General features: G+C 57.3%; 10 protein-coding genes. 1 reads left to right on the forward strand and 9 read right to left on the reverse strand.

Annotation, left to right across the window (positions count from 1 at the left end):
• Nucleotides 1–202: 202 nt before the first annotated feature.
• Entirely contained in the window at nucleotides 203–538 is a 336-nt protein-coding gene (locus NMP98_RS09265) for a type II toxin-antitoxin system PemK/MazF family toxin (RefSeq protein WP_254861221.1), read from the reverse strand.
• Nucleotides 535–957, reverse strand: coding sequence for a winged helix-turn-helix domain-containing protein (locus tag NMP98_RS09270; RefSeq protein ID WP_254861222.1), 423 nt, complete (start codon nucleotides 955–957; stop codon nucleotides 535–537). The genes NMP98_RS09265 and NMP98_RS09270 overlap by 4 nt, the downstream gene beginning before the upstream one ends.
• Nucleotides 958–1,057: 100 nt before the next feature.
• Between NMP98_RS09270 and NMP98_RS09275 the strand changes: the two genes are divergently transcribed.
• Nucleotides 1,058–4,537 (forward strand): type IV secretory system conjugative DNA transfer family protein, encoded by a 3,480-nt coding sequence (locus NMP98_RS09275; RefSeq protein WP_254861223.1) that lies wholly within the window; start codon nucleotides 1,058–1,060, stop codon nucleotides 4,535–4,537.
• 54 nt (nucleotides 4,538–4,591) lie between these two features.
• Here NMP98_RS09275 and NMP98_RS09280 read toward each other — a convergent pair whose 3' ends face one another.
• The 7 genes from NMP98_RS09280 to NMP98_RS09310 all read right to left on the reverse strand — a co-directional run bounded on the left by NMP98_RS09280 (nucleotide 4,592) and on the right by NMP98_RS09310 (nucleotide 14,420).
• The gene (locus NMP98_RS09280) at nucleotides 4,592–6,823 is read right to left on the reverse strand and encodes a pentapeptide repeat-containing protein (RefSeq protein ID WP_254861224.1); all 2,232 of its coding nucleotides are present in this window, start codon (nucleotides 6,821–6,823) and stop codon (nucleotides 4,592–4,594) included.
• Nucleotides 6,824–6,992: 169 nt separating this feature from the next.
• Nucleotides 6,993–8,117 (reverse strand): phage NrS-1 polymerase family protein, encoded by a 1,125-nt coding sequence (locus NMP98_RS09285; protein WP_254861225.1) that lies wholly within the window; start codon nucleotides 8,115–8,117, stop codon nucleotides 6,993–6,995.
• 847 nt (nucleotides 8,118–8,964) lie between these two features.
• The gene (locus NMP98_RS09290) at nucleotides 8,965–9,465 is read right to left on the reverse strand and encodes a phage tail protein (protein ID WP_254861226.1); all 501 of its coding nucleotides are present in this window, start codon (nucleotides 9,463–9,465) and stop codon (nucleotides 8,965–8,967) included.
• A 42-nt stretch (nucleotides 9,466–9,507) separates the two neighbouring features.
• On the reverse strand, nucleotides 9,508–10,188 hold the full coding sequence (locus NMP98_RS09295; RefSeq protein WP_254861227.1) for a phage tail protein: 681 nt from the start codon (nucleotides 10,186–10,188) through the stop codon (nucleotides 9,508–9,510).
• A gap of 326 nt (nucleotides 10,189–10,514) precedes the next feature.
• Nucleotides 10,515–10,658 carry a hypothetical protein gene (locus tag NMP98_RS09300; RefSeq protein WP_254861228.1) on the reverse strand — a complete coding sequence of 48 codons (144 nt, stop codon included), beginning with the start codon at nucleotides 10,656–10,658 and terminating at the stop codon, nucleotides 10,515–10,517.
• A 514-nt stretch (nucleotides 10,659–11,172) separates the two neighbouring features.
• Nucleotides 11,173–12,795: a CocE/NonD family hydrolase gene (locus NMP98_RS09305; protein WP_254861229.1), complete on the reverse strand. Its 1,623-nt coding sequence runs from the start codon at nucleotides 12,793–12,795 to the stop codon at nucleotides 11,173–11,175.
• 164 nt (nucleotides 12,796–12,959) lie between these two features.
• On the reverse strand, nucleotides 12,960–14,420 hold the full coding sequence (locus tag NMP98_RS09310) for an amidohydrolase family protein (protein WP_254861230.1): 1,461 nt from the start codon (nucleotides 14,418–14,420) through the stop codon (nucleotides 12,960–12,962).
• Between the last annotated feature and the right edge of the window lie 110 nt (nucleotides 14,421–14,530).

The following is a 14,530-nucleotide window of genomic DNA, read 5'->3' on the forward strand; positions in this document are numbered from 1 at the left end:
TAGTGATCTGTTGGCCCGACGCTCAGTACCCCCTTGACTGGCACACCACATCGGGGACACATCTCTTGCCCGGTCATTGACGCCGCTCCCCACTGATTCGGGACGGCTGTGCGGGCGATACAACTTGAACGAACTTCGAATTCCAAAACATCAGAATATCGAGGCTGAGCGCCTCGCTCGTCGAGGCGCAGAAAAACCGCGGCTACTCCATCAGATAACCGACGAACTGCTCAACGGCCTCGTTGACCACTTCATCTTCTAATCGGCCGAACCAGTCTCTAATGTCGTCGTGTGCTGGCGAGGAGACACCCCACGGCACAATCGAACTCTCCGCCGGAACACCTCCCGCCCCGAAATCATCGGGTGATACAGGCAGCGTCTCTTCGTACCACGTTCGGGTCGTCAGCGTGAGTGCAACGTATTGCTCTCCGTCGAAGGGATGTGATTCGGTATTGATGATGACGAACGGCCTGGAAGCCGGCTCTTGAGTGAACGGGTCACCAGCCTCAATAACATCGCCGCGTTCGTACTCGGTCATTTGTTGCGTTCGTCGCTCGGATGCGCTTCGTCGTTGCCAGCACTACGCCATGCCTCCATCTCTTCTTCGCCGAATTGTTCATCGAACGTCCGGATGTCTTGAGACAGGTCGAACGCTGCTGTTACGCGATCGCGGTCGCCAATGGCCCAGTACGGTGGCTTGTGTCGGACGAGATTACGATCCTTCAGCCGTGAAAGGACGGAACTGACCGTGTTGGGATCGATTCCGGTCGCATCAGCGATCTCACCGCGCTGGAAGGCTTGGTCGCTGTTCGCGGCTAGAAACGCCACGATCTGCTTGGCGTGGGGTGGCGACTCGTCGAACTGATCCTCGTGTTCGAAGGTGTCGATATCGATAGGCATGGTTACTACTTCTTGTTTGGATGTTTGCCTGTATGTATGTTTGCCTGCTTGAATCATGCGCCCCGCCCGTCGGGGCGCGCAGAAACCTCTGCCTGCTGGAAATATCGCGTGAATCAACGTTCTTATTTTCACTCTCATTGGGGAGTATCAATAGCGAATGGCGACGGAATCTGTTCCCGCCGAATCCCCTGACAAACCGTGGTCGTACCTCCAAATCCAGCCAAGTACGGACCGACTCGACACGAACGCCCTCACCGATACGTTCCAGCGACTCCACGCCCTTGCTCCATCGCTCGAAATCGAAGTCCGACTCGTCGCTGACGACGATGGTCTTCAGTTCTACGTCGGCGCCGCGAGCGAACACGCGTCCACACTCCGCCAAACGCTCCGCCGACTCTTCCCGAGTGAGGCGAAGATCACTGACACATCCCCACCACCAACACCGCCAGAGGCGCCCGATACGGCGCTCGAACTGCTTGGCCGAGGAGAGCGTCACGACGACTGGCAAACACGATTACAGCCGGTCCTTCGCGACGACGAGACGCCACAGTTCCCGCTGGCAGCCGTCGTCGACACGCTCGCTACTACGGACAGCACGGTCGTCTATCAGGCACTGCTCACGCCGAAACGGGATTGGCGGGCGACCGCCGACGTTCGCATCGACCAACTCGAACGCGACCGCGACACGCTCGGCCAGCGACTGTTCGCGTTCCTCGAAAATGATGTCGACGTCGACCCGAACCCCACAACTGAGGATCCGAAACACCGCGAACGCATCGAGTCGATTCGAGCCGCCGACAAGCGGCGGTCCTTCGTCGTCAACGCGCGTGCTGTCGCAAAGGGCCCCGACGCCAGGATGACGCTTCGGGAACTCGCCAACGCCTTCACGCCTGCCAGCGGGTCGTTCTACGAGATTCGCCATCGACTCCATACCGACGAAGAAGCCACAGCGAACGTCGCCGAGCAAATCGAGAGCCGTGACTGCGTCACCGAACAGTCGCTCACGACCCGATTGCGCCAGCGACTACCGTTGACGGACAACCGAAGCCCGGCTATCGTCGCGGATCCCTCGACTGTCCCGAACTTTTGTCTGCTCGATGGCGACGCGCTCACCGAAGCAGGGCGACGAGCGATGGAGGCCACACCTGACGAACGAACGGGCGTCCCCATCCCGGAAGACGATCTTCTCAACCAGTACAACGAGGGGATGCTACTCGGCTATCCGCTGACGACCGACGACGAACCCATCGATACACCGGTTGCCCTTCCACCGTCGCTCCAACCACTCCACGCGGCGTGGTTCGGAAAAACCGGCTCGGGGAAATCGACCGCGCTCATCAACGCGATGTTGGAAAACACACGGGCGACTGAGGGCGCGGATATCCTCATCGACCCGAAAGGCGATGGGATGCCAGTCGAGTACCTTCGGGCCCACTACGCGGAGTACGGCGATCTTGACGACGTGTACTACTTCGACTGCACGGAGGTGCTGCCAGCGATTTCGTTTTTCGACATCCGCGATCAACTCGAAGACGGCATCGACCGAACCACCGCTGTCGAGGACGTCGTTGACCACTACATCGAGATTCTCGTCGGCATCATGGGCCGAGACCGCTTCGAGCAGGCGGTCCGGTCGCCGGACATCATCAAGTACCTCGTGAAGGCGATGTTCGACCCCGTCCACGGCGATGACGCCTTCTCACACCGGGAACTGCAGGACGCCACGCGGCGAATGCACGATACGCGGGACGCCCCGCCCGTCGTTGATGCGGACCTCCAACAGTTGCTCAGCGGCGTCGCGGCCAACAGCAAGCGGTCCTTCGATGAACTGATGCAGGGCGTCGCCAACCGCATCGAGAAGATTCCGCTCGACGACCGCCTCGCACAACTGTTCAACAACGTCCCCGAAGGCGATGACCCACACTTCGACTTCCGGGAGGTAGTCGACGAGAATTCGGTCGTTATCATCGACACAGGCGGCCTTCGAACGGAGAGTCAGCGGGCGATCACGCTGGTCGTCCTCTCACAGCTGTGGACCGCCCTCCAGCGCCGCGCCCAAACGACCGACGATGACGACCCACCGCTCGTGAACCTGTATCTCGAAGAGGCGGCAAGCGTGGGCACCTCTGGATTGTTGACCGACCTCCTCGCACAGTCGCGGTCCTTCGGCCTCTCGATGACGCTCGCAATGCAGTTCCCAGCCCAGCTCCGACAGGCCGACCAGGAAGCCTACGCCGAACTGCTGAACAACGTCTCAACGATCGTCACGGGCAACGTCGCTATTGACGACGACCTCGCGAAGCGCCTGGCCACCGAGGAGATGCCACCCAGCGAAGTAGCGAACCGGCTACGTGCGCTCCGACGCGGCCAGTGGATGGCGTCGTTGCCGTCACGGTTCGGCGTTGACGAACCTCGGCCGTTTCTCTTGGAGAGTGCGCCCATTCCATCGGGCCATCCTGAGAGCGATGAACTGTTCTCGGATGCGAAAGGAACAGCGTTTGAGGCAGCCTTCGACGTTGTCCAAGACCGTAGTCGACTGGAACACGGTCTTGATATCGCGCTCAACACACGCCAGTCGACGATGCAGCGCCACGCTGCGACGACTGACTCCGTTGCTACATCTTCTGAGCCTAATCTCGAGACAGTTGAAGCCGAGACCGTTGACGAAGATGCCCGCGTTGATTCCGCGCTTCCCTACACGAATCGCCTGCCCAATCCCGTCGAATACGACGACGAAAGACACGCTCTCGTCTGTACGAGTTGTGAGACGAGATTCGACCCCACCTCAGAGGGGATGCGAAACACGATTCGTTGTTGTCACACGCTCGACGATGTTGCTCGAGACGAGGTGCCAGTCTGTGAGTTGAATCTGAAACTCTCGGTTGCTGAGCGTCGACAGAGCGCCTACACAGACGCGCAGTTACGGTTCCTGCAGGCGGTGTATTCGGCGCACCAACGACGGTTCGACCCGGACGTTGAATACGACCTCCTGTACGACAGCATGGTGCGATTGCAAGAGTACACGGATGTCGGGCAAGCGGAGGTGCAGGAACTCCTCGATGCAGGACTGTTGGCAGAGGACTGTACGTATCCCCACAAGCTGTACACGGTCACGCCGGAAGGCCGTGAGGAAGCGAAGATTCGACATCGTGAGGGCATCGCCCACGGTGACGGGAAGGGCGATTTGAGTGAATCGAGTTTCCACGTTGCGATGGTAGAACTGCTTCGCCGCTACATCGAAGAAGCGTTCGTCAAGGACGATGACTCGGCTGCTGTTGAGGCCGTTTCGTATCACGAGGTTGGCTCTCACCGCCTTGATGTCGCGGGATTAGATTCTGACGGCGAGGTGGTTGTCACGGGTGAGGCCGAACGGTCGAACCATGATACGCTCCGTGCTGTTCCCGAGGATTACGACAAAATGGCGTCTCACGACCCCGAGGCGGCGATTTGGCTCGTCAAGAACCGGGATGGGGGCCACGATGTCTTGGACGCGTTGAATGACCCACCGGAGGGTGAGGTTCGCGTCGAAAAGGAATACAGTCGAAGTTCACCACCGCAACGATTCAAAATCGACGAACCGGGGTTCACGGAGATGTTCACGTTCCAGTATCTTCGTGACTCCGTCTTAGATTCTTGAACCGCTCCTTGGGATGCTACGCTTTTGATTACAATCGGAAGTGGATACTCGAGACTACCGGGCAGCCCGTCGGCCCAGAACGAATACGAGTAGGGCGATTAGTACCGCCCCAAATGCCGTATTAGCCGTTGCCAGCACCTGCCCAAAGCCGAGTGGAATGTAGTCTCCCATCCCGAGCGTAGTGAACGTTAGCGTACTGAAATAGAGCGATTCTAAGAATAGCTCTGGCTGTTCGGCTATCCGTGCGTATGTTATCGGGCGGTCTCCAACTGGCTGAAGCCATTCGCCGAGCGGATAGAGCAAGGCGATGAATACAATGAAGCTCGTGCTACCAGCGATAACACGCCAGGGACTTTCACCGTACAGAAGCGTCGCTCGTGCGACCTTTGCTCGACTCCAGCGCGCTCCTGCAATCACGCGTTCTTCGACGGTGTCTGCAGACTGTGTGGCATCGCTCCAGTACTCTCGCTTCTGAAGGTCTTGTCGACGGACGAAACACTGTGACTGCAACCGAGGACGAGCAGCCCTTCCTGCGAGTTCTTCAAGCGCCCGATAGACGCTTTTTGCTTTGTCTATATCCACCGCATCGGAATCGTCCCCGTAGCTCGGGTCGTAGATACAGACCGGTTGTGAGCGGATTGCGGATACCGTGTGAGGAGACGAATCAATCGCTGTGGAGGGCCGCCCAAGAAATTGCGTGTTATCGTCGATTTGGACATCTCCGAGAACCGCACCGAAGAGCTTCGACCCACGCAAATCCGCGCCGAATAGCATCGCTCGACTCAAAAACGTGGATTCGAGATTTGAGTCTTGAAGCACGGTGTTCTGGAGTGCTGCCTCGGTCAAGTCGGCGTGTTCAAAATCAGAGTTGGAAAGCTCCGCATCTTCAGCGAGGAAATCAGCAAAGGTACCCTCTTGCAACTGAACCCCTTCTGAGACCGCTGCTGCATTGAGGTTGATTTCTTCCCTGACGGTTGAGTGTTCTAACGAGAGCGCCTCCCGTATGGTAGCGTTGTCAAATCTGAGGGACCCATCGACTCGTGTCTGATCCATATCGAAGTATTTGGCTGTCGCATCTGAGAACACTGCCTCGTCACCAAATGAAGCGTCTGTGAAGGTGGCCCCGTGCTCAAATACGGCCCCTTCGAACCAACTGTCTGATTCGAAGACGGTATCGGTGAATCCAGCGTGGCTCTCAAATCGTGCGGGCCGATCGCTTTCATCTAACGCACTCGTCTCATCACGACCGAAAATGACTCGCTCTTCAAACACCGCTTCCTCGAATGTTATCGGTCGAGAACGCTCTTGACGACGAAATACGGCGGCCAAAAATATCGCTACGCCTGTAATTCGGGCCTGCTCAAAGGTGATACGGTCATTACAAATTGTTTCATTGAACGACACTGCGACTCTTCCAAGATACATTCCGCCAGCATATCCGTACTGTCGTGCCCGTGAACTGGCTCGAGATGGGAGAGGTGGAGCCTCCGTTTCGAACACTGCTTTACTGAAAATCGCTTGGTTCTGGAAAACTGTACGCCCAAACCCGACTCCCGCTTCGAATTTTGCCCTCGTAAACCGCGTGATTCCTCCGATTTCGGCTCCTGAAAACAGCGTTGTGTGCTCGAAGACTGCCCCCGTGAAATTGAGCGCCCCCTCGCAGGTTATCTCCCTGAAGAGCGCATGTCGCTCAAACCGCGATTCCTTGCCGTATATCCCGGAGGCAATCAGTCCGTCAAAATACGCTTCTTTCTCGAAAGTTGCCTCGGAAACACTAATTGACCCATCGACACGGGCACCTTGGAGCCTAACGTGAGCCTTGATTGTTCCCTCGGTTAAACTGACATCCCCATCGACCTGTATGTGTGAGAGGTAAATATCTGCATCTGGTCCATCTCCAAGTTGTTCTTCACTAAGAGAAAGCTCCGAAAACCGAGCCCCAATGAACTGCCGCGCTGGAAACCGTCCAGCTTCATCCCGCTGTGCCACCTTCTCGTTAAGCCCTTTGTGCGCTTCACCTGATTCTTCCTCAGTATCTGGTGCAGTTACGCTGTTCACTTGACCGACGAGTTCTTCGCTGAGGTCGAGATCTCTGGGCTTCTCTCCCAGTGGGAGATGAAATACACACAACTCGGCATCTTCCGCTTGGTCATGTGGACAGCTCCAGACGCCGTCTTCGTTCAAGATGTCTTCATCAATATGACATTCGTCTCCATCTTCTCCTCCCCATGTCTGTGGCTTGTCTGGGTCGAACACGTACTCACAGGTCCCCTCACTCTCGTTCATTGAAACCATGTATTACTCGGCCGTCCTTCAAATTGAGTAACAGAGGTTACAATTACCAAAACGCTATCACAACCCCAAGATTGTGAGATACCCTCCGATTCCATTCTCTTTAGGTACGACTGATTGGGGAACGCATCACTGAGTTCTGACTCGCCCGTGTATCGTACTATTATCGCCACCCGAACAGGGAGGATTCATTCTCCTCTTGCAGACTCTCTAGTTCCTCCTCCAAGGCTTGTCGTCGCTCGCGTTCTGCCTCCAGTTCTGCTTTGAGCTCCTCGTTGGTTTCCATTAACTCGGTTAATCGAGCTTCGAGTGCTTCGATTCGCTCCAATCGTTTCGTTTCTCGCTCACGGAGTTCCGTAGTGGTAACTCCTGTCTCAACTTCCGGTGGCTCATCTGCTGTTCCAGCGGGGTCATAGAACTCACTTGTCCCCTCAATCGCCCGCTCGATGGTCTTTTCACCGTACGTACTCCCATCAGCGAAATGCTGTTCGTCCCACTTCTCACGCATCAGCCCCGAATCACGGAACAACTGATCCATCTGTCGGGAATCACCACCGGTCCAGAAGGCGAGTAGTGAACACAGCGCCATGTCAGCCTCCGACTGGCTTTCGTAGCCGCTCGTCGATCCTTTCCACAGCGACTGGAATTTTTCGCCGTTGGCTGCATTCTTCGCTTTCTGAAGGAGTTCGTCGTCTTCGAGACTGCGAGTTGGCGTTGACTTTGGGGTGTCGTTGGTTGAGTCATCCTCCCGCTTCGGCTCGACGTACTCTTCGTACACCGACCGAAGCGCCTGTGTACGCGGCTGAATCGTAGTTGGCGTCTCCGCAACGTGGTCGGCTGTGACGGTAAAAAAGCGGGCCGTCTCGTACAGCTCGAGGTCGTCTTTGCGGTTCCGACCGTCTGGAAGGTCGCCTTCGACGAGCACGTGGAACCCAGTTCCGGACGGGCTGATTTCGGTGAAGGAATCGAGCGTCTCGATGACGTCGTCGGCCCACTCCTGCGTCGTTTCAGTTTCGGGCACGCGGCAGTCGTCGAGGTCGACACCGACGAAGGGGTCGTCGTCGGTGAACACGAAGCCGAGCCCGTCTTCGAATGTGGCTCGCTCGCGAGCCGTTTCGAACCCTGCCCAGGTTTCAGGATCCGTCGTCGAGGCGAACTCACCAGTGCTGGGATTGATCGGAATTTTCGTCGATTTCCCGTCTCGATTTTCCTCTCGCCAACAGAGCCACTGCTCGTGGTCCAACAGGGAGGGTGGGATCTCCTCACGCGCCGGGAGTGCTTCGGGCACGGTTATTTGATTTCACGTCGTCTATCTATGACTAAATGATTCCGTTTCGAGCAGTTTGTGGCGATTATAGCAGGACTGTCTGCTCTGTACGTACACCCTTTTGAAACGGTGTACGGTCGTGTATGCTTAGTGTACGGGCTGATTTCGGCGGTGTACATTCATTTGAATCCCCGCAATGTGGGATACGGGGGAATGCTGTACGCGGTCTGTTGTTAGCGAGTCGGCTTTGATTTGCTTGGATAGCATGCTGGTTGGTTTCTGTTACCCCGCTGTTTCATGTCGAACGAGGCGTCAACGGCCATCGTTCGCTGGATACTCCAACACCGTGTAGGTGGGGTGTACACCCACTGTACGCAGACTGATGCATCGGTTTACGAGTCTCTGAAACCCGCGTACACCCCCCGAAGTATGGGGGTGTATCCGCTGATTTCCAAATCTGAGATACGTCTGGATGGGGTTGTTCTGATTGCTCTTGGTTTTCTATCTCCTCGGTTGAGGCGCTCTATCCGCTTGTTGGCTGGCTTCAGCTTATTTGGCTTCTATTCGAATCGTTTCTCTCGGGGTTGCCACTACCGCAGGTTCTCACCGTACTCACACTGCGGATGTCCGAATGAGTGTACACTCCTGTACAATTGGCGTAGAATCCCTGTATCAACTGATTCTTGGTTAGCAAGACTGTACAACAGCCACGCTATTGAGCCGTATGACCGTCCTGTGAGCGATTCTGAAGCGACTCTCACCACATAGGTTGAGCGACCCGTTTGGGCGATTCAACATTTTTTCACCGATTACGAAGCGAGTCACCCTCGGCTTCCACCCGTTGGTCACCTCCGAGCCCCCGTCTCGTTCACAATCCGTCCAATTGCCAGATTCCTTCGTGAGCCAGCTCAAAGGTCTCCAAAGCGATGCCAGATTCACCAGCGACAAGTGTCGGACCAACCCAGCGTACTGGCTTGGCGCCTCGACACTCCCAGCCGCGGGCCTCTATTCCATGTTCGTCAAGCAGTATTAAGCGGATGTTCCGCTTCTCACCTGAGCCATTGAGCCACTCTTCGTACCACGTCCACAGCGCCTTCTCTTCGGTCAGCCCGCGGCGCAGTTCAAGTGTCGGTGAGGTCGTCGCGAACTGGCGATCATCATTACTCTTTTTCGTGGAATCAAGCTCACCACTTCGGCCCAGTCCGAACAGTCGCTGCCAGAAGGAACGGTCGTCGGCATCATCCTCCTTGCGCTCGGCGATGGACATCGACAGACCGCGAACTTCACTAAACCCTCCAACGACCATCGTATCTATCTCGACTCGAAAGCGGAACTTCGGGAGCGGATCGTCACGCTCGATTCCCGACATTAGCAGTCCCCCTCGAACAGATTGGTAGTACTCGCTGCCATCTCATCCAGAACGCTCTGTCTTCCCATCACCAGATCGATTTTCCTTGCGAGAAGTGTGCTCGGATTTTTTCTTTGGGTCCCCCTCAGTATCCTGTTGGTTTCGACGGGGTTTCTCCACCTCCTCAGCGGTTTCCGTCCGAGATTTTTCGACGGAATCAGCCCTCGTATCTGCCTCGAACACGGTCGCACTCTCGGGTTTAGTCTTCGTTGATTTCGTCTGTGTCGTTCCGCCGTCTTCTTTGGGGGAATCTCGTTGCATCCCTTCGTGAGCGATAACGAGTCGTTCGATAGCAACTGCGTCGCGGTTCGCGTCGAGTTGGGGACCATGGTAGCGAGCCGGCCAAGCTTGCTTGAACTCCCATCGAGGCCCCGGATTGCCCTCCTCATCAAGGAGCACGATGGCGACATTGCCTCGGGCTTCGTCGACTTGACCCTGTTCAACCTTCTTACGCCACTCGTAGAGGACGACAGAGTCGTCGGTCACCCCGCTTTCCAGTACGAGTGGCCCGTACTCGTTTAATCCCCACAGCTTTCGGCGGGTGGGCGGGTCGTTACCTTCCCGGTATTTGACAACGTTCGTTCGATTCTCGGGGATGTGACAGCGGCTAAAGCCCGCTTTCACGATGCCGTCGAGTTCAAGGATGAACCGCATTTGCCGGTAGGGGCCGTGTCTATCGGGCATCGTCACACTACCTGCATGCGAACCTTCATTGCTCGCGTAGTATTCTCTAGCATGGTTCGTCTACAATATGACCGTTAGTGATAAGAACCCATGTATTTGACACCTGTGCTGAGTCGATTCACCAGCCACATTGAATCTGCCCGTTGTAGGTTGGAACACCACACACTAGTGAGTGTTGAGCCGTCGCCGCACAACACCTAGTTAGTGACAATTCCATCTCCATCGAATTCGAGTCGGTCAACGCTCCAAAGGAAGCAGCGGCCCGGAATCTATATGTTCACGAATTGATACACCGTTCCTGACTCGGTGATGATTTCATTCCTCTCTCACGCCGCCGTACACTCGTTTTCGAGATGCGTCGGTAGTTGGCCCTCAATTACTTCGCCACACATTGGACACGTCTGTTCGCCCTGCTCAACCCATCCGCCTTGTTGAAGTCGTTCCGGTCGGTCGAAGTAGTCGTCACTCACAGCTCTGGCGGCTTCCAGCCATGAGGTTCCGTGGGACCGAACTGACCTGTGGAAACCTGCTTTGTCTTTGGCCTCGACGAGTTGTGGGTTCAACTCCAGAAATCGCCTGATGATCACTCGCTTGTCGTGTTCATCGAGATGATAGACCATGGTGGGGGAACCGCCCATCGCCGTCTGAGCGTTCGATCCACGAAGTGTCCACCGACAGACGCCTGCCTTACGATCGTCGATCGTAACTTCACTTGGTAGTTCCGTGGCAGGCTGTGGACCGTGCTTGCGAAGGTACTGTGCGTTGAGCGTCACGGGTTCGTACCACTTCGTGTGCCTCCTCAAAGTCAGTATCGCCGACCAATCAAGATGGGTTTAGCCTAACTGGGTTCTTCTCCAGAACTCGTGTGAGAACAACGCATCGCAGGCTGCTGGGATCTCCGGGTCAAGTGTATCTTTACTGACGAACTCAATAGGGTAGTAAATTAACTCCCTGAGTGTTCGGCCAATTCTCGCCTCTTTTGTTTCAGACAACCGACCCGTCCAGAACTGTCACGCCGGGAATCCGGAGCGTCGAGTCGTGTTCGACGATGGCGCCGGCGGATTCGCGGGCGCTGTTGAAGCCGGAGTCAGTCGAGTCGATAACGAGTCGGAGCGTATCCCCAGACGAGACGTACCGCTGGAAGGCAATCAACTCCAGCGTCTCGGTGTGGACCGCCTCTGGAGTGTCCTCGATTCGGAGTGGGGTCACGTTGTCGTTGATGTGAGTCTCCTCGCCGTCTTCGGAGACGTGGGTGACACGGAAGAACAGCGTCGCTTCGGTACCGAGCGTTCGAACCTGGAGGTCGATTTCGGGCACCGTAAGCAGGTCGGCCTGCTGGCCGTCGTCGAGTCCGAACGCGTCGCTGGCGTCGAACTCGAAGGCGACGCTGGTTGCGCCGTCGAACGATTCGGAGACGACGTAACTGTTGGCGGTCGGTGCGACGGTGTTGCCGACCAACGAGGCGCCGACGGCGTCCTCGGGGATTGACGCACCCTCGGAGAGGTCGAGTTCGACGGTCTCGGCGTTTCGCTGGGGAATCGCGTTCGCGCCGCGCATGCGCTCGGTCTGGGATTCGTAGACGAGGACATCGTGGTCGTCGAAGACAGCGTCGACGCTGGCGTCGTCGCGACTGTCGAGGTGTTCGGCGAGCCATGCACGTGTCGCTTCGTCACGGGCGGATTCGGCCTGCTGTGGGTCGGAATCGACCGGTATCTGGGCGTGGCCGCCGTTGTACATGATGAGTTTCGCATCCCGCCCGCGGTTGCGGAATGCCTCGAAGTTCCAAATCGCCTCGTTGGGGACGAAGAGGTGGTCGGTCCACCCTTGGACGAACAGCGCTGGCACGTCGAGTTCGTCCATCTTGTGATACGGCGAGCGTGCAGCGAAGAATGCCTGTGAGGGCTGAGAGTACCCATTGAGAGCGATGCCTTCTGCGTAGGAGCGATGCACTGCCGGATCGATGCCGCGCGAAGCGTCGTTGACTCGTGTTTCCGTCGAACTATCCTCGGCCACGACGCGGGTTCGCGAGCCAGCGATTCCGACTCCGTAGAGGCCGGTCCCCCAGACAGTTTTGACGACGCCGTTCGGTTGCAGCGAGTAGTTGAGGTCGTGCCACGCGATGCGGGGGACGATGGCCTCAATGCGGTCGTCGACCGCCGCGGCGTTCAACTGGATGCCGCCGGCGTAGGAACCGCCAATCATACCGACTGAGGCGCCGTTTTCCCCCTCGACGCGTACCTTCTCGCGGCCTTCGAGCCAGTCGATGAGTGCCGACACGTCGGCAACCTCTTTCGGACCGTCAACGCCGACTTCGCCTTCGGATTCGCCGAACCCGCGGGAATCGTACGAGAGGACGACATAGCCGCGCGGGGCGTAGTTCCGTCCGATGCTGGCGCTGCGTGAGCCACCCCAGCCGTGGGTTCCCAACACAACAGGGTAGCGCCCCGGCTTGGCTGGTTCGAACAGCGTCGCCGCGATTTCCGTCCCGTCGAAGGACTCGATTCGGACGTCCGTTTCCGTGTATTCCAGTTCCGCCGTCGCTGGTGTGGCGGCAGCCAGTCCTAGTGTGCCGGCTCCGAGCACGCCCAGAAATCGGCGTCGTTGCATACGCCTTCCTACCGATTGGGACGGTTAGGGCTATCTCCGTCAATACGGGGCAGTTTTTGTCCGCCAGCCTATCTCTTCAGGACCGCTTCGATACTCTTACTGATTGACCACCATCGCACAGCAGTGGTCTCTGCTATGCTGACAATACTTACTGAAGCAAGAACTCACAATCTTTCTTTGACGTGTTGCAGACCGAGCCGGGCCACGAGATGTGCTGGTCCCCGTTTCGGGAGGTCACGGGCAGTCTGGAGATGGCTCGGTGGCTTACTCCCTCCGACATCCATCTCCCAGCCCAGTTCGTCGCCGAACCGTTCGACAGCGGCTTCTACACGCTCACACACTGCATCGGCGTTCATCGACCGGACTTCGTTGTCGTGCATGAGTAGTTCTCCATCGACGATTGTCGATTCGACATCTCCAGTCGTCGCAGTGTTGGCGACTAAGGCAGGGATGTTCGTCTTCGGTGCGAACTTGGGGTCCGACAAATCCAGCATGATGAGGTCGGCCCGTTTACCGGGTTCGATACTACCGAGTTCGTCGCCGACGCCGAGCGCCCTTGCGCCCTCGATGGTGAGCATTCGGACCAGTTCCATCGAGTGAAACTGATTCGTCCCAAAGGAGAGGTTGGCTGCCAGTCGGGCCTGTCTGGCCTCTCCCAACAGGTCGCTGGAGTCGTGCCAGTAGTGGTCATCGAGACCGAGTCCAACTGTTGTGCCTGCCTCTCGTAGCGTCGGTACTGGTGTCCATTCGGTCTCCCCGTCTGGCTCCCAGTAGCAGAAGATAGATGGACAGTGGGCGACGGACGCGTCGTTTGCTGCCATCCGTTCGATGTCGTCTTCGTCGGTGACGCGAAAGTGTGCGGCCACGAGGCGGTCATCGAGAAGGCCGACCTCGTCTAGAAGCGCAAGCGAGTCATCGGCGTCGTTCGCTCGGGCCATCGTGTTGCTTGCGTCCAACTCGAGTAGGTGCGTGTGGACCGGTAGGTCGGGATAGTCGGCCGCAAGCTCGGCTGTGCGCTCCCAGACGTCCCGAGAGCACGACCAGTCGTCGTGGGGACAAACGGTCGCCTGAATTCGTCCGTCGTAGGTGTCGTGATAATCCTCGATAAACGAACGGGCGCGCTCAAACTGTTCGTCTTCGGGAATATCCCAAAACAGATCACTAATCCAGGGGCCGAAAAAGCCTCTCAACCCTGCCTCGCCGAATGCATCGGCGCCTCGACTTGGGAGTGCCTCCATCGCGTTGGTCGTCGTGATACCCCCTCGGATGAAATTCAATGCGGCGAGGTCACAGCCTGCCTCGACGAGATACTCGTATTTGCCACGTCCAAGTTGCTCACAGAAGGCAGTCATTTCGACGAACAATTCGCCAACGCTCAGCTCGCTGAACGCGCCCGTGAGCGCTGTCAGTTCGAGGTGGGCGTGGGCGTTGACCAACCCTGGCATGACGAGCCGACCGCTTCCGTCGATGACGGTTTCGGCGACTGCATCGGCGTCGTCCGGTTCCGAGCGCCGAACCGCCTGAATTCTCCCGTCGTCGACGACGACTGTCCCGTTTCGATACAGGTGATTGTTCTCGTCGACAGTCAACACCGTCGCGTCGTGAATCAGGATATCTGGCGACATGGGTGGGGGGCTGAGCTATCCGCAGCGTTCGATTTTGCTCGACTCGCCGGGTTTGAGGTTCGTGCTGGCAATCAAACCTGGGGTCCGGTCGGGCGTGCGTTGACCCGATA

Source organism: Natronomonas gomsonensis, assembly GCF_024300825.1.
GTDB classification, from domain to species: Archaea; Halobacteriota; Halobacteria; order Halobacteriales; family Haloarculaceae; genus Natronomonas; species Natronomonas gomsonensis.